We start from the raw sequence: 18,916 nt of genomic DNA, 5'->3' as shown, positions 1-18,916 counted from the left end.
CGTTCACACGGAGTTGCTGACTGAGTGTGTCGGACGCCGTGTAGGAGTGCGGGATTCGGGGAACCTTCTGGTCTCCCGCTACGTTTCTGCTACGTGCACAGTGACATCGCGGTGACAGGGTGTGGCGACAGGCGGGGTGCGGCTACCATGACCGGCACAAGGACGGGCGGCGCAAGGGAGTCGTCCCCTGGGGCGGCGCCCGGTGCTTCCCCAAGTCCTGCGGACAGGGGAGGCCCCATGCCGGGGCGAGGAGGGCGGGCCATGGTGCAGAAGGCCAAGATCCTCCTGGTCGATGACCGGCCGGAGAATCTGCTGGCGCTGGAGGCCATCCTCTCTGCGCTCGATCAGACACTGGTGCGGGCATCGTCCGGGGAAGAAGCACTCAAAGCACTGCTCACGGACGACTTCGCGGTCATTCTGCTGGACGTCCAGATGCCGGGCATGGACGGTTTCGAGACTGCCGCGCACATCAAGCGGCGAGAGCGGACCCGGGACATCCCGATCATCTTCCTCACCGCGATCAACCACGGGCCGCACCACACCTTCCGGGGGTACGCGGCGGGTGCGGTGGACTACATCTCCAAGCCGTTCGACCCGTGGGTGCTGCGCGCGAAGGTCTCGGTGTTCGTCGAGCTGTACATGAAGAACTGCCAACTGCGTGAGCAGGCGGCGCTGCTGCGGCTCCAGCTGGAGGGTGGTGGCGGCAAGGTCGCCGTCGGCGAGACCAAGGAGCCGGCGGGACTGCTCGCCGAACTCTCCGCACGGCTCGCGGCTGTTGAGGAACAGGCCGAGGCGCTGTCGAAGCAGCTCGACGACGACTCGGCGGATGCGGCCGCGGTGGCGACCGCCGCCCATCTCGAACGCAAACTCACGGGTCTGCGCAGGGCGCTGGACGCCCTGGAGCCGGGCACCGGGAGCGGAGCGCCCTCGCTGCCGTCGCCGAACTGATCGGGAGCGAGTGCGGCGACGGGCTTCGGCCCGCGCCGCTCTCATGAGTCCGCGTCAGTTTCGCGCCCCGGCAAGGGCGACACGAACGGGTGAAGCGGGAGGCACACGTGTCCCCTGCCGTCTCCACCGGTAACCTCACACTCATGGCCTCACGTCAGCCCGCAGCCAAGAAGCCGCCCGCGAAGAAGGCGGCCGTTCCGACGAAGGCTCCGGCGAAGAAGGCCCCCGCGAAAAAGGCAGCCGTCAGGAAGGCGCCCGCCAGGAAGGTCGCGGCGAAGAAGCCCGCTCCGAAGCCGGCGCCCAATCCCACCGGGGGCGTGTACAAGCTCGCACGCGCCCTGTGGCTGGGAGTCGCGCACGCCGTCGGAGCGATGTTCCGCGGCATAGGGCAGGGCGCCAAGGGGCTCGACCCGGCGCACCGCAAGGACGGGCTCGCGCTCCTGCTGCTCGGGCTCGCGCTGATCGTCGCCGCGGGTACCTGGTCGAATCTGCGCGGACCCGTCGGCGACCTGGTCGAGATGCTGGTCACCGGTGCCTTCGGCCGGCTCGACCTGCTCGTGCCGATACTGCTCGCGGTGATCGCCGTGCGCTTCATCCGGCACCCGGAGAAGCCCGAGGCCAACGGGCGCATCGTGATCGGCCTGTCCGCGCTCGTCATCGGCGTGCTGGGCCAGGTCCACATCGCGTGCGGGGCGCCCGCGCGCAGCGACGGCATGCAGGCGATAAGGGACGCCGGCGGCCTCATCGGCTGGAGCGCGGCCACTCCGCTGACGTACACGATGGGTGACGTACTCGCCGTCCCGCTGCTCGTCCTGCTCACCGTCTTCGGGCTGCTCGTCGTCACGGCGACCCCGGTCAACGCGATCCCGCAGCGGCTGCGGCTGCTCGGCGTGAGGCTCGGCGTCGTCCACGACGCGCAAGAGGGACTCGCCGAGGACGACGAGCGCTACGACGAGCAGTGGCGCGAGGCGCTGCCCCCGAACGCCCGGCGGCGCGGGCCCGCCCCCGCGGGCTACGACCCGGACGGGGACGAGCAGGAGGCACTCTCCAAGCGCCGCAGCCGCCCCAGGCGCTCCGCCGGGCAGCAGCCCGACCTGAACCGGCCCATGGATGCCGTGGACGTCGCCGCAGCCGCCGCTGCCGCCCTCGACGGCGCCGTCCTGCACGGCATGCCGCCCTCCCCGCTGGTCGCCGATCTGACGCAGGGCGTCACCGTGGAGCGTGACGGGTACGAGGAGACGACACCCGTACCGGCCGCACGCGCCAAGGCGGTGAAGCCGCCCAGGAAGGAGGCGTCGAAGGCGGGGGTCCCGGACCTCACCAAGGCGCCGCCGGCCGAGACGCGGGACCTGCCCGCGCGTGCCGAGCAGCTCCAGCTCTCGGGCGACATCACCTACTCCCTGCCGTCGCTCGACCTTCTGGAGCGCGGTGGCCCCGGCAAGACGCGCAGCGCCGCCAACGACGCCGTCGTCGCCTCCCTCTCGAACGTCTTCATGGAGTTCAAGGTCGACGCCGCCGTCACGGGTTTCACCCGCGGCCCGACGGTCACGCGCTACGAGGTCGAACTGGGCCCGGCCGTGAAGGTCGAGCGGATCACCGCGCTCACCAAGAACATCGCGTACGCCGTCGCCAGCCCCGACGTGCGGATCATCAGCCCGATCCCCGGCAAGTCCGCAGTCGGTATCGAGATCCCGAACACCGACCGCGAGATGGTCAACCTCGGTGACGTGCTGCGCCTCGCGGACGCCGCCGAGGACGACCACCCCATGCTGGTCGCGCTCGGCAAGGACGTCGAGGGGGGCTATGTGATGGCCAACCTCGCGAAGATGCCGCACCTGCTCGTCGCGGGTGCGACCGGCTCCGGTAAATCGTCCTGCATCAACTGTCTGATCACGTCCGTCATGGTCCGCGCGACCCCCGAGGACGTGCGGATGGTCCTCGTCGACCCCAAGCGCGTCGAGCTGACCGCGTACGAGGGCATCCCGCACCTGATCACGCCGATCATCACCAACCCCAAGCGGGCCGCCGAAGCGCTGCAGTGGGTCGTGCGTGAGATGGACCTGCGCTACGACGACCTGGCGGCGTTCGGGTACCGGCACATCGACGACTTCAACGAGGCCATCAGGAACGGCAAGGTGAAGCTGCCCGAGGGCAGTGAGCGCGAGCTGTCGCCGTACCCGTATCTGCTGGTCATCGTGGACGAGCTGGCCGACCTGATGATGGTCGCGCCGCGCGACGTCGAGGACGCCATCGTGCGCATCACGCAGCTCGCGCGCGCGGCCGGCATCCACCTGGTGCTCGCCACGCAGCGGCCGTCCGTCGACGTCGTCACCGGTCTGATCAAGGCGAACGTGCCCTCCCGGCTAGCCTTCGCCACCTCCTCGCTCGCCGACTCGCGTGTCATCCTCGACCAGCCCGGCGCCGAGAAGCTGATCGGCAAGGGCGACGGGCTCTTCCTGCCGATGGGCGCCAACAAGCCCACCCGTATGCAGGGCGCCTTCGTCACCGAGGACGAGGTCGAGGCCGTCGTCCAGCACTGCAAGGACCAGATGGCGCCCGTCTTCCGGGACGACGTCACCGTGGGCACCAAGCAGAAGAAGGAGATCGACGAGGACATCGGCGACGACCTCGACCTGCTGTGCCAGGCGGCCGAGCTGGTGGTCTCCACGCAGTTCGGGTCCACCTCGATGCTCCAGCGCAAGTTGCGCGTCGGGTTCGCCAAGGCGGGGCGCCTCATGGATCTCATGGAGTCCCGGAACATCGTCGGCCCGAGCGAGGGTTCCAAGGCACGTGACGTTCTGGTGAAGGCCGACGAGCTGGATGGCGTGCTCGCGGTGATTCGCGGGGAGGCTGCGCCGTAGGCATTCGGGCGATTCCGGACGCCGTACGGAATGGGCGCGTCGTGCGTGGGTATGCGAACGTGACCCACCCGTAAGGGATCTGTGAGCAACCGTTTCCCTTCGGCGTACGTCAAGTTGAGGGAGGGGCAGGAGCATGTCCCAGCATCAGGATGACCGGCCATTCTGATGGCGTACAAAGTCCTACCGCCCGGTTGCCCCACCCTTTCGTACCCCCCCTAGACTGAACTTCCAGCACAGGTGGCTACACGCTCGAAAGGCGCCCCCGTGTCCATCGGCAACTCCCCTGACGGCAACTCCCCTGAGGACGAGCGTCCGTTCGAAAGCGATCGTGAAGACGCCCGTGCGGCGGATCGCCCCTCGATCGGCCGTGCTCTGCAGCAGGCGCGCATCGCGGCCGGGCTGACCGTCGACGACGTCAGCAACGCCACGCGGGTCCGCATCGCCATCGTGCACGCGATCGAGCAGGACAACTTCGCCCCCTGTGGCGGTGACGTCTACGCGCGCGGTCACCTGCGCACCCTCGCGCGCGCGGTGCGCATCGATCCGGCGCCGCTGCTCGCCCAGTACGACGCCGATCACGGCGGGCGCCCCGCCCCGACCCCGGCCGCCCCGCTCTTCGAGGCCGAGCGCATCCGTCCGGAGCGGCGCGGGCCCAACTGGACCGCGGCCATGGTCGCGGCGATCGTCGCGGTGATCGGCTTCGTCGGGTTCACCGCCGTCAAGGGGAGCGGCGGCGGCGACGGCACGAAGACGCAGGTCGCCGAGGGCTCCACGCCGAGCACCAGCAAGCCCGCCTCGCCCACGCCCAAGAAGGCCAAGCCCGTCGACCCCAAGCCCGACGTCTCGGACAGCGCCATCGCGGCCGCGCCCCGCGACAAGGTGACCGTCCAGGTGAGCGCCGCCGACGGCCGCAGCTGGATCTCCGCCAAGGACCACAACGGCCGGCTGCTGTTCGACGGCACCCTGGAGAAGGGCGACTCCAAGACCTTCCAGGACAAGGAGAAGATCGAGCTCGTCCTCGGTGACGCGGGCGCGGTCCAGCTGTTCGTGAACGGCAAGCAGATCCAGGACGAGTTCCAGGCCGGCCAGGTGGAGCGCCTCACATACACCAAGGGCGACCCCCAGGCCGGATGACGGGCCCGAAGGGGCACAGCAGGCAATCAAGGGCGGGAGCACACGGGGTTGGCCAAGATCGGCCAACCCCGTCGACGTGGGCTGTCAGCGGGACGAAGTAGTCTTGAGCCCATGCCTGAACGCCGTACCGTCGCACTCGTCACCCTTGGCTGCGCCCGTAACGAGGTGGACTCGGAGGAGCTCGCAGGCCGCTTGGAGGCGGACGGCTGGCAACTCGTGGAGGACGCCGAGGACGCGGACGTCGCCGTCGTCAACACCTGTGGCTTCGTCGAGGCCGCCAAGAAGGACTCCGTCGACGCCCTCCTGGAAGCCAATGATCTCAAGGGACACGGCAGAACCCAGGCCGTCGTGGCGGTGGGCTGCATGGCCGAGCGGTACGGCAAGGAGCTGGCCGAGGCCCTCCCCGAGGCCGACGGCGTGCTCGGCTTCGACGACTACACGAACATCTCCGACCGCCTCCAGACCATCCTGAACGGCGGCATCCACGCCGCCCACACCCCGCGCGACCGCCGCAAGCTGCTGCCGATCAGCCCCGCGGAGCGGCAGAGCGCGGGCGCGGACGTGGCACTTCCGGGGCACGGTGCCCCCGAGGGCCTGCCGGAGGACCTGCCCGAGGGCCTGGCGCCCGAGTCCGGCCCCCGTGCACCCCTGCGCCGCCGCCTCGACGGTTCCCCGGTCGCCTCGGTGAAGCTCGCCTCCGGCTGCGACCGGCGCTGCTCCTTCTGCGCTATCCCCTCCTTCCGCGGCTCCTTCATCTCCCGGCGCCCCAGTGACGTGCTCGGTGAGACGCGCTGGCTGGCGGAGCAGGGCGTCAAGGAGGTCATGCTGGTCTCCGAGAACAACACCTCGTACGGCAAGGACCTGGGCGACATCCGCCTGCTGGAGACCCTGCTGCCCGAACTCGCCGAGGTGGACGGGATCGAGCGCGTCCGCGTCAGCTACCTCCAGCCCGCGGAGATGCGGCCAGGGCTCATCGACGTGCTGACCTCCACGCCGAAGATCGCGCCCTACTTCGACCTGTCCTTCCAGCACTCCGCGCCCGACGTGCTGCGCGCGATGCGCCGCTTCGGTGACACGGACCGCTTCCTGGAGCTGCTCGACACGATCCGCTCCAAGGCCCCGCAGGCCGGCGTGCGCTCCAACTTCATCGTGGGCTTCCCCGGCGAGACCGAGGCCGACCTCGCGGAGCTGGAGCGGTTCCTCACGGGCGCACGGCTGGACGCGATCGGCGTCTTCGGGTACTCCGACGAGGAGGGCACGGAGGCGGCGACGTACGGCCACAAGCTGGACGAGGACGTCGTCGCCGCGCGGCTTGCGCGGGTCTCCCGGCTGGCCGAGGAACTGGTCGCGCAGCGCGCGGAGGAGCGGGTCGGCGAGACCGTGCACGTCCTGGTCGAGTCCATCGACGACGAAGAGGGCGCCGTCGGCCGCGCCGAGCACCAGGCGCCCGAGACGGATGGCCAGGTGCTGTTCACGAGCGGCGAAGGTCTGACCGTCGGTCGTATGGTCGAGGCGAAGGTGGTCGGTACGGAAGGTGTCGACCTCGTGGCCGAGCCGCTCCCGGGGTCGCTCGTGTGTACTGAGGAGGCGGGCAGATGACCGGAGTCCCGGCATCCGCGGCGGGCGGTTCCGCCGGCGCACGGGGTGCGGCCTCCGCGGCGGGCGCCTCCGGGGCCAAGGGAGCCGCCGGCGTTCCGGGCGCGATGACCGCGAGGAACGCGGCGGGCGGCTCCTCCGGTGCGCAGAGCGTGGATGACGGCGCCGCCGGCACACAGGGCGCCCAGGGCGGAGCTTCCGCCGGTCATGAGAGCACGCGGCAGGTGCGGGGCGGAAAGCTGGGCGCCGCGGCCGTCAACCAGGCCAGCGTCTGGAACGTCGCGAACCTGCTGACCATGCTCCGCCTGGTCCTCGTACCGGGTTTCGTGGCACTCATGCTGGCCGACGGCGGCTATGACCCCGCCTGGCGCGCGTGGGCCTGGGCGGCCTTCGCCGTCGCCATGATCACCGACATCTTCGACGGCCATCTGGCGCGTACGTACAACCTGGTCACCGACTTCGGGAAGATCGCCGACCCCATCGCCGACAAGGCGATCATGGGTGCGGCACTGATCTGTCTGTCCTGGCTCGGCGATCTGCCGTGGTGGGTCACCGGGGTGATCCTCGGGCGTGAGCTCGGGATCACCCTGCTGCGTTTCGTCGTGATCCGGTACGGGGTCATCCCGGCGAGCCGCGGCGGCAAGCTGAAGACCTTGACCCAGGGCGTGGCCGTCGGGATGTACGTGCTGGCGCTGACGGGACCCCTGGCGACCCTGAGGTTCTGGGTGATGGGCGTGGCGATCGTCCTGACCGTGGTCACCGGGCTCGACTATGTGAGACAGGCCATTGTGCTGCGCAGGCAGGGAATCGCCGAGCGCAAAGCCGCGGCCGAGGAGGCGGAACGGTGAATTCCCTGGCCACTGAAGTGCTGCGACTACTCGGAGTGAGGGGCGAGACGCTCGCCGTCGCCGAGTCGCTGACCGGTGGCCTGGTGGCGGCGGAGATCACCGCGGCGCCCGGAGCCTCCAAGAGCTTCCGTGGCTCGGTGACCGCGTACGCCACCGATGTGAAGCGGGACATCCTCGGCGTCGACAGCACTCTGCTGGCCGAGCGCGGAGCGGTGGATCCGCAGGTCGCTGCCCAGATGGCGGTCGGCGTCCGCAAGGTCATGGGCGCGGACTGGGGGATTTCCACCACGGGTGTCGCGGGGCCGGAGGCACAGGACGGACAGCCGGTCGGCACGGTTTTCGTGGCCGTCGACGGGCCCTTCGCGGGCTCCGGGAGTTCCAGCGGTGGCGGGAAAGTGGCGTCCCTGCGGTTGAACGGCGACCGTGCGGAAATCCGTATGGAGAGTGTACGGAGCGTACTCGCACTGCTCCTGAAGGAGCTCGCGGGCGAACAGACCGGGAATGAGCGGGCACAGGATACGGAAGAGAACGGGGGGACTTGATGTTTACAGCCCTGAGTGAACACGACATCGCTCCCCGCACGGCCGCGGCGCAAGGCGGTACGGTGGGGCGTGAAGGATGCGGCTACGCGGTCCGAGGAGGGAGCCACCGATGATTCTGCTCCGTCGCCTGCTGGGTGACGTGCTGCGTCGGCAGCGCCAGCGCCAGGGCCGTACTCTGCGCGAAGTCTCCTCGTCCGCCCGAGTCTCACTCGGCTATCTCTCCGAGGTGGAGCGGGGGCAGAAGGAGGCATCCTCCGAGCTGCTCTCCGCGATCTGCGACGCGCTGGACGTACGGATGTCCGAGCTCATGCGGGAAGTGAGCGACGAGCTCGCCCTCGCCGAGCTGGCACAGTCGGCTGCGGCCACCGAACCGGTACCAACACCGGTACGTCGCCCGATGCTCAACTCCGTGTCCGTCGCCGGTGTGCCACCGGAACGGGTCACGATCAAGGCGCCCACAGAGGCAGTGGACGTGGTCGCCGCCTGACACTCACGGGCGCGCGCGAGAGAATTCGCGTGCTGAGTGCGCAGGACCCATGCAAGAACCTGCACGAGCCGACGAGCTCGTGCGAGAGCCCCGGCCGGGGCTTCTCCGGGAACCCCGGAGAGGCGTGGCCGGGGCTCTCGCGTTGCCGGACGGCCCCGTTTGCCGGGGCGGGGCGAGGCGGTCATGGTGGAAATACGGGGTACTCGGGTCATACGACGGACGCATGAGGATTCGGAGATCGCCGATGTATGTCGTGAAGAGCCCGCTGCCCGACGCGGACCTGAAGACCGTGGCCGAGGCATTGCAGGGTGCGCTGGTCGACCTGGTGGATCTGTCACTCGTGGCGAAACAGGTCCACTGGAACGTCATCGGACCGCGCTTCCGCTCCATTCACCTGCAACTCGACGACGTCGTCGACACCGCGAGGCTGCACTCCGACACGGTTGCCGAGCGCGCCGCGACCCTGGGTGTCTCCCCGGACGGCCGCGCCGTGACCGTGGCGAACACCAGTGGCATCGGTGAGACGGCCGCGGGCTGGATCCAGGACAAGGACGCGGTGGGCATGCTGGTCACCGCGCTGGGCGCGGTGATCTCGCGTATGCGGGAGCGCGTGGGGTCGACGGCGGACGCGGACCCCGTGAGCCAGGACATCTTCATCGGGATCACCGCCGATCTGGAGAAGCACCACTGGATGTTCCAGGCGGAGAACGGGTGAGCCGCGCGCCGCGGCAAGGCCGCGGTACCGGCGCGTGTGCGGGTACGGGAGGGGGCGCGTGTGCGCGGCGGTGAGGCCGGCGGGCGCGCCCTCCGTGCGAGGGGCCGGAGTTGACGGGTGCGGCAGTGCGCCGGTGTGCCGTCGGTGCGCCCTCCCGGTGCGGGAGAGCCGCGGTCTAGCGTCGGGCTGGAGGAGGCGGCGATGGCTGGGCGAATAGCGCGCTGGGGGGTGGCGCTGGCGCTCGGCGCGCTGTGGTGGTGGGGGGTACTACGGCTCGTACTGGTGCCCGATTCCGGGGTGCTGGAGGGAGCCGTCGTGGCCGGGGGGTGGGGGCTGAGCCTGCTGCCGGTGCACTGTGTGCCGAAGGCCCGGGTGGCAGGAGCGGCCGGCTCGGACCAGTGGGCGGTGTCCTGGCAGCAGTGGAGGTCGCGGGAAGGGCGCGCGGAGGTGCGGCGTGGGGGAGACGCGCCGCGCGCCTGACCCGGTGGCGCTGGGTGCTGGAGGAGTGTCGCGGCGCCTGTCGCGTGGTTGGACGCGGGGGAGGTGGGGGCTTCGCGGGTGTCGGGGGATTCGCCGCATGGTGCCTGTGGGCTGGGGCTGGGGTGTGGGCTGTTGGGGTTTGGCGACCAGGCCGCCGTTTTGGGGTGGGCGACCCGGCCGTCGGGGCCTGGTCTACCAGGGCATCGCCACTCCGCCGTTCGGCCGGAGGATCTGGCCCGTGGTGAACGGGGAGGCGTCGGAGGCCAGGTGCAGTACCGCGTGGGCGATGTCGTCCGGTTCACCGACCCTGCCCAGCGGTGACAACCTGGCCATGAACGCCTCCGTATGCGCCTGCGCCGCCCCGTCATGGCGGTCCGTCATGGCCGTACGCACCCAGCCCGGCGCCACCGCGTTGACCCGGATGCCATGCCGGCCGACCTCGGTCGCCAGGGTCTTGGTCAGCTGGACCACGGCCGCCTTCGCCGCGCCGTAGCAGAGCAGTCCGGGGCCGCCGGTGTCGACGGCTCCCGAGGCCATGGTGACAATGCTGCCGCGAGTACCGTCCGCGATCATCCGCCGGGCCGCCTCCTGGCAGGCGTACAGCACGCCCTTGAAGTTCACGTTCAGCACCCGGTCGAGGTCCTCGTCCCGCGTCTCCAGCACGGGACTGCTGTGCATGATCCCGGCGACCGCGGCCATGATGTCGAGTCGGTCGCATCCGGCAACGGCCTGGTGCAGCCGCGCCCGGTCGGTGACATCGAGGTGGTGGGTGCGGGCGGTGCCGCCCCCGCCCTTGATCAGGGTCTCCGTCTCGTGCAGGCCCTGCTCGTCGCGGTCCGCGCAGTGCACGGTGGCGCCGGCCTGCGCGAGCAGTACGGCCGAGGCCCGGCCGATGCCGCTGGCGGCGCCGGTGACGAATGCGGTGCGTCCGGTGAGGTCGTACGCCTTGACGGGCATGACATCGACGGTACGAGGGTTTCTGACGGGTCGTCAATTAGTGATACGTGGCCGGCTTGGCCTTCGTGCGTGGGCGCCCGGGGCCGGAGTGGGCCCCGGCTGGCAGGCCGGGCACCAGTAGGTGGGGCGCTCGCGGGAACCGTCGCCCTGGTCGGCCACCCGGACGGGGGTGCCGCAGCGCAGACAGGGGCGGGGTGCGCGGCCGTACACGAAGAGCCTCTGCTCGCGGCGGCCCGTGGTGCTGCGCGCCGGGCGGTCGCGGTTGGTCTCCAGGAGTTTCTTGGCGAGGGCGGGGAGTTGGGCGAGGTGCTCGGCCGGGAGGTCACCGACGGGGAGCCATGGAGTGGCCCGGAGCAGGAAGCACAGCTCGCTCTTGTAGACATTGCCGATGCCGGCGAGGTTGCGCTGATCGAGGAGGGCCTCGCCGAGGGGGCGGGCCGGGTCGCGGAGGAGGTTCTCCCGAGCCCGGTCGGGGTCCCAGTCGGGGCCCAGGAGGTCGGGGCCCAGATGGCCGACGGCGCGGTGTTCGTCGGCGGTGCGGAGCAGTTCGAGGACGGGGAGGCGGTAGCCCACGGACGTGCGGTCCGCGGTGCCGAAGATCGCCCGGATCTGGTGTGCGGGGCCGCCGCTCCAGCGCTGGCCCGGCGCGTACACCTTCCAGGAACCGTCCATCCGCAGATGGGAGTGCAGGGTGAGGCCGCCCTCGATGCGGGTGAGGAGGTGCTTTCCGCGGGGGGTGACGTCCAGTACGGTGCGGCCGGTGAGGTCGGCCGTGGCGAATTTCGGCACCCGGAGGTCGGAACGGGTCAGTACCTTGCCCGCGAGGGCGCTGTGCAGACGCCTCGCGGCTTGGTAGACGGTGTCGCCTTCGGGCATGGCTCAAGGGTGGCATGCCGGGGGCCGGACGTGGCGCGAGCGGCTTTGCTCCGCCACTCCGTCCCGCGCTCCGTGGGCCTGCGCCGCGCGCCGCGATCCGTGCTCCTGCGCCGCGCCTCGTGGGCCCGCGCCGCGCTGTCCCGCCGCTCTCTGGCGTGTCCCGGTGCCTGCTCTGCCGTGGTCTGTCCTCCCGTGCCTCGTCCTCACGCGCGAAGGCGCAGACCGCGGGGCGTCGCGATGAAGCCTGCTCCTTCCAGGAGGGTGCCGAACGGGGAGGTGAGCGCCGAGGCGCCGTTGACCCGCTCCACGGTGACCGTGCCCAGGGAACCCGCGCGGGCGGACGCGGCGAGAGCCTCGGCGGCGGCCAGTAGACGGGGATCGTCCGTCGTCTTGGCGTCGGGGTCGGAGGGCCAGGCCAGCAGCGTCTTGCCGCCGCGCTCCATGTAGAGCGCCAGCTCGCCGTCGACGAGTACGACCAGGGAACCCGCCTTGCGCCCCGGCTTGTGTCCCGCCCCGGTCGGGGGTTCGGGCCAGGAGAGGGCCGCGCCGTAGGCGTTCGCGGGGTCCGCCGCGGCCAGGACGACGGCTCGGGAGGCGCCGGCGGAGCGAGTGCGGTTCGGGGGAAGACCCTGGCCGTACGGGGAGCGGGGGCCGGCTTGCGCGCGGGGAAGGCCTGGACCCGGCTGCACCTCGGGGAGGCCGGGGGCTGCCTGCGTCCCCGGGTGGCTGGAGACGGGCTGCGCGTCGGCAGTGTCGGAGAGGTCGGCGAAGGCGCCCAGGTTGGAGTCGAACTGCGGGTCGAACCTGTCGAGGAAACCATCTCCGGAACCGGGAGCCGCCGCAGGGGCGAACGGACGGGCCGCGTCGAGCCGATGGGGGGCGCCCCCGGCGAAGCCGTCCGAACGGTCCGGGCCGGGCAGTGTCTCGTCCCTCTCCCGCGCGTTCGCCGCCGCGCGCAGGCGGTCCACCGCGCCGTCCATCGCGAACTGCGCCGCGCCCAGCCCCTCGACCACATAGCCGCGGCGCGCCTGCCCGCTCTCCTCGAACACGGACAAGACGCGGTACGTCGCCGAGAAGCCGCCCTCGACGCCTTCCGCCGCGACGGCTCCGCGGGTCACCACCCCGTGCCGGTCCAGCAGGGTGCGGGCCAGAGCGTGGGCGCGCACGGTGGTGTCGGGCTCGAGAGCGGGCAGCAGCGACCAGCGGCCGGCGACGGTCGGCGGGCCCGTACGGGACTGGGGGCGCGCGGTGGCCGTCAGGGAGCCGTACCGCCCGCGCGGGACGGCACGCTTGGCGCGGTGCGCGGTGGAGCCCGCGGTGCGGCCCGAGCCGAGCAGGGAACGCATCGGCGCGAGCGTGTCGTTCGTGAGCCGGCCCGTCCAGGCCAGGTCCCAGATCACGTCCGCCAGTTGGGGATCGGTGGCGTCGGGGTGCGTGGTGGCCCGGACCTGATCGGTGATCTGCCGGAAGAACAGGCCGTAACCCCCGGACAGGGCGTCCAGGACCGACTGGTGGAGCGCGGTCGGCTCCAAGGGGTGCGGGGCGGGCAGGAGCAGGGGGGCCGCGTCCGCCATGTACAGCGAGACCCAGCCGTCCTTGCCGGGCAGTGAACCGGCCCCGGCCCACACCACCTCACCGGCGGCGGTGAGTTCGTCCAGCATCGCGGGCGTGTAGTTCGAGACGCGTGACGGCAGGACGAGCTTCTCCAGGGCGGACGCTGGCACGGAGGCGCCCTGGAGCTGCTCGATCGCGCGCACCAGGCCGTCGACGCCCCGCAGCCCATGTCCGCCGCCGACGTGCTGCCACTGCGGCAGGAACTGCGCGAGCGCGGCGGGCGGAACCGGCTCCAGCTCGTGCCGCAGGGCGGCCAAGGAGCGGCGCCGCAGCCGGCGCAGCACGGTCGCGTCGCACCACTCCTGGCCGATGCCCGCAGGGTGGAACTCCCCCTGGACGACCCGGCCGGCCGCCGCGAGCCGCTGCAACGCGCCCTCGGTGACGGCCACGCCGAGACCGAAGCGCGCGGCAGCGGCCGTTGAGGTGAACGGGCCGTGCGTGCGCGCGTACCGCGCGAGGAGGTCGCCGAGCGGGTCCTTGACCGGCTCCGTGAATGCCTCGGGGACGCCGACGGGCAGCGCTGTGCCGAGGGCGTCGCGCAGTCGGCCCGCGTCCTCGATCGCCGCCCAGTGGTCGGTGCCCGCGATGCGGACCTTGATGGCGCGGCGGGCCCCGGCCAGCTCCTGGGCCCACTGCGGCTCGGCCCCGCGCTCGGCCAGCTCGGCGTCGGTCAAGGGGCCCAGCAGCCGCAACCGGTCCGCGACGCCCTCGGTGTCCTTGACGCGACGGTCCTCGGTGAGCCACTGGAGCTCGCGCTCCAGCTCCGTCAGGACATCGGCGTCGAGCAGCTCGCGCAACTCCGCCTGGCCGAGCAGCTCGGCCAGCAGCCGCGAGTCCAGCGACAACGCGGCGGCGCGCCGCTCGGCGAGGGGTGAGTCGCCCTCGTAGAGGAACTGCGCGACGTATCCGAAGAGGAGGGAGCGGGCGAAAGGCGACGGCTCCGGCGTGGTGACCTCGACCAGGCGGACCTTGCGGGACTCGATGTCGCCCATCAGCTCCGTGAGGCCCGGAACGTCGAAGACGTCCTGGAGGCATTCGCGGACCGCCTCCAGGACGATCGGGAACGAGCCGAACTCGCTGGCCACCTGGAGCAGTTGGGCCGCACGCTGGCGCTGCTGCCACAGCGGGGTGCGCTTGCCGGGGCTGCGGCGCGGCAGCAACAGCGCGCGGGCGGCGCACTCACGGAACCGGGACGCGAACAGCGCCGAGCCGCCGACCTGGTCGGTGACGATCTGGTTGACCTCGCCCTTGTCGAAGGCGACGTCCGCGGCACCGATGGGCGCCTGCTCGGCGCCCGCTGTGTCCAGAGGGGCGCCGGCCTTCAGGGGCTCCTGGTCGAGCAGGTCCAGGCCCATCAGGTCGGCGTCCGGCAGCCGCAGCACAATGCCGTCGTCGGCGTGCATGACCTGGGCGTCCATGCCGTACCGCTCGGCGAGCCGGGCGCCCAGCGCGAGGGCCCACGGGGCGTGGACCTGGGCACCGAAGGGAGAGTGCACGACGACCCGCCAGTCGCCGAGCTCGTCCCGGAAGCGCTCCACGACGATCGTGCGGTCGTCGGGGACGTGTCCGCAGGCCTCGCGCTGTTCGGCCAGGTACGACAGGACGTTGTCGGCGGCCCAGGCGTCGAGTCCGGCTGCCAGCAGCCGCAGCCGGGCGTCGTCCTTCGGGAGCGCGCCGACCTCACGAAGGAACGCCCCCAGCGCGCGGCCCAGTTCCAGCGGGCGGCCCAGCTGGTCGCCCTTCCAGAAGGGCAGACGGCCCGGGACTCCGGGGGCGGGGGAGACCAGGACCCGGTCGCGCGTGATGTCCTCGATGCGCCAGGAGCTGGTGCCGAGGGTGAACACGTCCCCGACCCGGGATTCGTACACCATCTCCTCGTCGAGCTCGCCGACCCGGCCACCGCCCTTCTTGGGGTCCGCGCCGGCGAGGAAGACCCCGAAGAGCCCACGGTCCGGGATCGTGCCCCCGGACGTGACGGCGAGGCGCTGCGCTCCCGGGCGGCCGGTGACCGTGCCGGCGACGCGGTCCCACACCACGCGCGGGCGCAGCTCCGCGAAGGCGTCGGACGGATAGCGGCCCGCGAGCATGTCGAGCACGGCGGTGAAGGCCGACTCCGGGAGCGAGGCGAAGGGAGCGGCGCGGCGGACCGTGGTCAGCAGGTCGTCGACCTGCCAGGTGTCGAGGGCCACCATGGCCACGAGCTGCTGCGCGAGCACGTCGAGGGGGTTGGCGGGCACCTTCAGGGACTCGATGGAGCCGGTGCGCATCCGCTCCGTGACCACGGCGGCCTGGACGAGGTCGCCGCGGTACTTGGGGAAGACGACGCCGGTGGAGACCGCGCCCACCTGGTGGCCGGCGCGGCCGACGCGCTGGAGGCCGGAAGCCACCGACGGCGGCGACTCGACCTGGACGACGAGGTCCACCGCGCCCATGTCGATGCCCAGCTCCAGGCTGGAGGTGGCGACCACCGCGGGCAGGCGGCCCGCCTTGAGATCCTCCTCGACGAGCGCGCGCTGTTCTTTGGAGACCGAGCCGTGGTGGGCACGGGCGATCACCGCGGGCGCCCCCTGGGCCGCGCCCGAGCCGCCCATCAGTTCGGCCGGGGCGTGGTGCTCGTCCAAAGGCTCGCCGGTGGCCCGCTCGTAGGCGATCTCGTTGAGCCTGTTACACAGGCGCTCCGCGAGGCGGCGGGAGTTGGCGAACACGATCGTCGAGCGGTGGGCCTGGACGAGGTCGGCGATCCGCTCCTCCACGTGCGGCCAGATCGACGGCCGCTCGGCGCCCTCGCTGCCGTCGGCGACCGGGGAGCCGCCCAGCTCGCCCAGATCCTCGACCGGGACCACGACGGAGAGGTCGAACTCCTTGCCGGACTTCGGCTGGACGATCTCCACCTTGCGCCGCGGTGAGAGATAGCGGGCGACCTCGTCGACCGGGCGCACGGTCGCGGAGAGGCCGATGCGGCGGGCCGGTTTGGGCAGCAGCTCGTCGAGCCGCTCCAAGGAGAGCGCGAGATGCGCGCCGCGCTTCGTGCCGGCGACCGCGTGCACCTCGTCCAGGATCACCGTCTCCACGCCCGTCAGCGCGTCCCGCGTGGCCGACGTGAGCATCAGGAACAGCGACTCCGGGGTCGTGATCAGGATGTCCGGCGGGCGGGTGGACAGCGCGCGGCGCTCGGCGGGCGGGGTGTCCCCTGAGCGGATGCCGACCTTCACCTCGGGCTCGGGCATGCCCAGGCGCACAGCTTCCTGCCTGATGCCGGTCAGCGGGCTGCGAAGATTTCGCTCCACGTCGACCGCGAGGGCCTTCAGGGGCGATACGTACAGCACCCGGCAGCGCTTCCTGGGGTCGGCGGGCGGCGGGGCGGACGCCAGCTGGTCGAGCGCGGCGAGGAAGGCGGCCAGTGTCTTTCCGGAGCCGGTCGGGGCGACCACGAGCACGTCCGAGCCCTCGCCGATGGCACGCCACGCGCCGGCCTGAGCCGCGGTGGGCGCGGGAAACGCCCCCGTGAACCAGCCGCGGGTCGCGGGCGAGAAGCCGTCGAGGGCTCGGTGTGTGGAACTGACCATGCGTCCATGTTGCACCCACGCACTGACAACGGCTCTGACCTGCGACAATGGTCCGAGTGGGGGTGGGGTGAGCGGTTTGGCCGTGGGGTGGGCCGTGCGCGGGTGTGGGGCGGCGGGTGGTCCGCCTCGGCAGCCCAGGTGGGCCGCTCAGGGGCGGCCGGGGGGTGTGGCTGGGGCCGCGAGCGGGGTGCGTCGGGTGGCGGAGAATGAGGGCATGGCAGGCACGGGGAAGGAGCGGGCACGGCACTGGCGGTACGCGGAACTGCCCGGTGTCGACCTGCTGCGGGCCAGCTACATCGAGAAGATCTTCGTACGGCACACCCACGAGAACTTCGTCATCGCGGCCATCGCCGAAGGCGTCGAGGTCTTCCATCACGGTGGCGCCGACCAGTACGCGGGCCCGGGCGCCCTCGCGCTGGTCAACCCCGACACCCCGCACACCGGCCGCGCGGGCGTCCCCGAGGGCTGGCGGTACGGGGCGGTCTACCCGTCGCCGGAACTGGTGGCCGAGATCGCGGCCGAGACCACCTCGATCCGCGGCACGCCCGGCTTCACCAGCCCGGTGCTCGACGACGCGTACGCGGCCGGCCTGGTCCACCAGGTGCTCCGCGCCGCCGACGAGGGCAACGCGCTCGCCGCCGACACCCTGCTGCGGGTTGCCGTGACCAGGTTGCTCCGGCTGAACGGGGGACCGATGCCACAGCGCGAGGTCCGTAGCGCAGGTGCCGGCATCGCCGTACGTGCGCGTACCGTGCTCGAAGAGCGCATGGCCGAGCCTCCGACCCTGGAGCGCCTCGCCGGCGACCTCGGCGCCAGTCCCTTCGCCTTGCTGCGCGCCTTCCGGGAGGCGTACGGCATGCCGCCCCACACCTGGCTGACCGACGCCCGTGTACGCCGTGCCCGCCGCCTCCTGGACGCCGGTACCGCGCCTGCCGAAGTGGCTGTCGCCGTCGGCTTCACCGACCAGCCGCACCTCAACCGCCACTTCACCCGGATCGTCGGCGTGCCCCCGGGCGCGTATCAGCGGGAGCGCGGCAGCGACGCCCGTCCGGTGCTCGGTGGCGAGGACGGCCGCACGGGCGCGCGCAAGAACATGGACACGGGTGTGTGAGGGAACCGCCGCGGGAGCGTACGGGCACGGCCGCGGGAGCGTGCAAGAACGTACAAGACCCACGGGCGCGCCCGCGGCTACCGTCCGAGGCGTGGCAGAACAGACAGCTCTCGCAGACATACGCAGTGAGGACGGCGGAAAACCCGACGCCGCCGTCGTCCGGGACGCCCTGGGAGTCGGGGTCGCCGTCGGACTGTCCGGCTTCGCCTTCGGGGTGACCTCGGCCGGCAGCGGGCTGTCCTTGCTACAGACCTGCGCCCTCAGCCTCCTGGTGTTCACCGGCGCCTCACAGTTCGCCCTCGTGGGTGCGCTCGCCGCCGGGGGCAACCCGCTCGCGGCGGCCGCGGGAGCCTTCTTCCTCGGTGTGCGCAACGCCTTCTACGGGCTGCGTCTGTCGCAGTTGCTGGCCCTCCCGCGCGCGGTGCGCCCGTTCGCCGCCCAGTGGGTCATCGACGAGACCACCGCCGTCGCGCTGGCCCAGCCCACCCGGCGCAGCGTCCGTATCGGCTTCACGGTCACCGGACTCTCGCTGTACGTGCTGTGGAACCTCACCACGCTGATCGGCGCGGTCGGTGCGCAGGCCATCGGCGACACCGACGCGTGGGGCCTGGACGCGGCCGGGCCCGCGGTCTTCCTGGCGCTGCTCGCGCCGATGCTGAAGACCGCGGCGGAGCGGGCGGTGGCGGGCATCGCCGTCCTCCTGGGGCTCGGCCTGCTCCCCGTACTGCCCGCCGGTGTGCCGGTCCTGGTGGCCGCGCTGGCCGCCCCGACCGTCCTCTACGTAGAAGGGCGCCGCATGAGGACCTCCGCCTGTGACGCGACCTCCGCCCACGACACCCGGAGGGAAGCGCGTTGAACATCTGGATCGCGATCGCCGCGACCGCCGTCGGCTGCTACGCCGTCAAGCTCATCGGCCTGCTGGTCCCCGCGGGCGTCCTGGAGCGGCCGCTCGTCAGACGGCTCGCGGCCCTGCTGCCCGTTGCCCTGCTCGCCGCCCTCACCGCCCAGCAGACCTTCGCCGACGGCCGCACGCTGGTGCTGGACGCCAAGGCGGCCGGTCTCGCCGCGGCCGCTGTGGCGCTCGTGCTGCGTGCGCCGTTCCTCCTGGTCGTCGCCGCGGCGGTGGTGGTGACGGCGGGCGTGCGGGCGATGGCGGGCTGAGCGCCGGCACCCCCGCCCGG

The 18,916-nt window shown here is 71.9% G+C and carries 15 protein-coding genes; 12 read left to right on the top strand and 3 right to left on the bottom strand.

The window, feature by feature from the left end:
• Window positions 1-261 precede the first annotated feature (261 nt).
• The 9 genes from SAVERM_RS13085 (at window position 262) to SAVERM_RS13045 (ending at window position 9,611) form a co-directional block, all read left to right on the top strand.
• Window positions 262-948 (top strand): response regulator, encoded by a 687-nt coding sequence (locus SAVERM_RS13085; RefSeq protein WP_010983948.1) that lies wholly within the window; start codon window positions 262-264, stop codon window positions 946-948.
• A 143-nt stretch (window positions 949-1,091) separates the two neighbouring features.
• Window positions 1,092-3,809, top strand: a complete 2,718-nt coding sequence (locus tag SAVERM_RS13080) for a DNA translocase FtsK (RefSeq protein WP_052082383.1) — start codon at window positions 1,092-1,094, stop codon at window positions 3,807-3,809.
• Window positions 3,810-4,073: 264 nt separating this feature from the next.
• Window positions 4,074-4,943, top strand: coding sequence for a helix-turn-helix domain-containing protein (locus SAVERM_RS13075; RefSeq protein WP_037650093.1), 870 nt, complete (start codon window positions 4,074-4,076; stop codon window positions 4,941-4,943).
• 111 nt (window positions 4,944-5,054) lie between these two features.
• Window positions 5,055-6,542 (top strand): 30S ribosomal protein S12 methylthiotransferase RimO, encoded by a 1,488-nt coding sequence (rimO, locus tag SAVERM_RS13070; RefSeq protein WP_010983945.1) that lies wholly within the window; start codon window positions 5,055-5,057, stop codon window positions 6,540-6,542.
• The gene (gene pgsA, locus SAVERM_RS13065; RefSeq protein WP_010983944.1) at window positions 6,539-7,387 is read left to right on the top strand and encodes a CDP-diacylglycerol--glycerol-3-phosphate 3-phosphatidyltransferase; all 849 of its coding nucleotides are present in this window, start codon (window positions 6,539-6,541) and stop codon (window positions 7,385-7,387) included. The genes rimO and pgsA overlap by 4 nt, the downstream gene beginning before the upstream one ends.
• Window positions 7,384-7,929 (top strand): CinA family protein, encoded by a 546-nt coding sequence (locus SAVERM_RS13060; protein ID WP_010983943.1) that lies wholly within the window; start codon window positions 7,384-7,386, stop codon window positions 7,927-7,929. Before pgsA ends, SAVERM_RS13060 begins: the two co-directional genes overlap by 4 nt.
• A gap of 109 nt (window positions 7,930-8,038) precedes the next feature.
• Complete coding sequence (locus SAVERM_RS13055) at window positions 8,039-8,416, top strand: helix-turn-helix domain-containing protein (RefSeq protein ID WP_010983942.1); 378 nt, start codon at window positions 8,039-8,041, stop codon at window positions 8,414-8,416.
• Window positions 8,417-8,660: 244 nt separating this feature from the next.
• Window positions 8,661-9,131, top strand: a complete 471-nt coding sequence (locus tag SAVERM_RS13050) for a Dps family protein (RefSeq protein ID WP_010983941.1) — start codon at window positions 8,661-8,663, stop codon at window positions 9,129-9,131.
• Window positions 9,132-9,332: 201 nt separating this feature from the next.
• Complete coding sequence (locus SAVERM_RS13045; RefSeq protein ID WP_010983940.1) at window positions 9,333-9,611, top strand: hypothetical protein; 279 nt, start codon at window positions 9,333-9,335, stop codon at window positions 9,609-9,611.
• 192 nt (window positions 9,612-9,803) lie between these two features.
• On the opposite strand, the gene SAVERM_RS13040 is transcribed toward SAVERM_RS13045, so the two are convergent.
• From SAVERM_RS13040 to SAVERM_RS13030, 3 genes are all read right to left on the bottom strand, one after another.
• Window positions 9,804-10,568, bottom strand: a complete 765-nt coding sequence (locus tag SAVERM_RS13040) for an SDR family NAD(P)-dependent oxidoreductase (protein ID WP_010983939.1) — start codon at window positions 10,566-10,568, stop codon at window positions 9,804-9,806.
• A gap of 33 nt (window positions 10,569-10,601) precedes the next feature.
• On the bottom strand, window positions 10,602-11,444 hold the full coding sequence (locus SAVERM_RS13035) for an Fpg/Nei family DNA glycosylase (RefSeq protein WP_010983938.1): 843 nt from the start codon (window positions 11,442-11,444) through the stop codon (window positions 10,602-10,604).
• Between the two features lie 203 nt (window positions 11,445-11,647).
• The gene (locus tag SAVERM_RS13030) at window positions 11,648-16,624 is read right to left on the bottom strand and encodes an ATP-dependent helicase (protein WP_010983937.1); all 4,977 of its coding nucleotides are present in this window, start codon (window positions 16,622-16,624) and stop codon (window positions 11,648-11,650) included.
• 214 nt (window positions 16,625-16,838) lie between these two features.
• Between SAVERM_RS13030 and SAVERM_RS13025 the strand changes: the two genes are divergently transcribed.
• The 3 genes from SAVERM_RS13025 to SAVERM_RS13015 all read left to right on the top strand — a co-directional run bounded on the left by SAVERM_RS13025 (window position 16,839) and on the right by SAVERM_RS13015 (window position 18,896).
• Window positions 16,839-17,735 (top strand): AraC family transcriptional regulator, encoded by an 897-nt coding sequence (locus SAVERM_RS13025; RefSeq protein WP_010983936.1) that lies wholly within the window; start codon window positions 16,839-16,841, stop codon window positions 17,733-17,735.
• Between the two features lie 91 nt (window positions 17,736-17,826).
• Window positions 17,827-18,591 (top strand): AzlC family ABC transporter permease, encoded by a 765-nt coding sequence (locus SAVERM_RS13020; protein ID WP_042493001.1) that lies wholly within the window; start codon window positions 17,827-17,829, stop codon window positions 18,589-18,591.
• Window positions 18,588-18,896 (top strand): AzlD domain-containing protein, encoded by a 309-nt coding sequence (locus tag SAVERM_RS13015; protein WP_010983934.1) that lies wholly within the window; start codon window positions 18,588-18,590, stop codon window positions 18,894-18,896. The genes SAVERM_RS13020 and SAVERM_RS13015 overlap by 4 nt, the downstream gene beginning before the upstream one ends.
• The last annotated feature ends 20 nt before the right edge of the window (window positions 18,897-18,916 follow it).

The sequence above is a fragment of the Streptomyces avermitilis MA-4680 = NBRC 14893 genome (assembly GCF_000009765.2).
Taxonomy (GTDB): domain Bacteria; phylum Actinomycetota; class Actinomycetes; order Streptomycetales; family Streptomycetaceae; genus Streptomyces; species Streptomyces avermitilis.
Note: the sequence above shows the minus strand (reverse complement) of the source record. Positions and strands in the feature narration are given on the sequence as shown.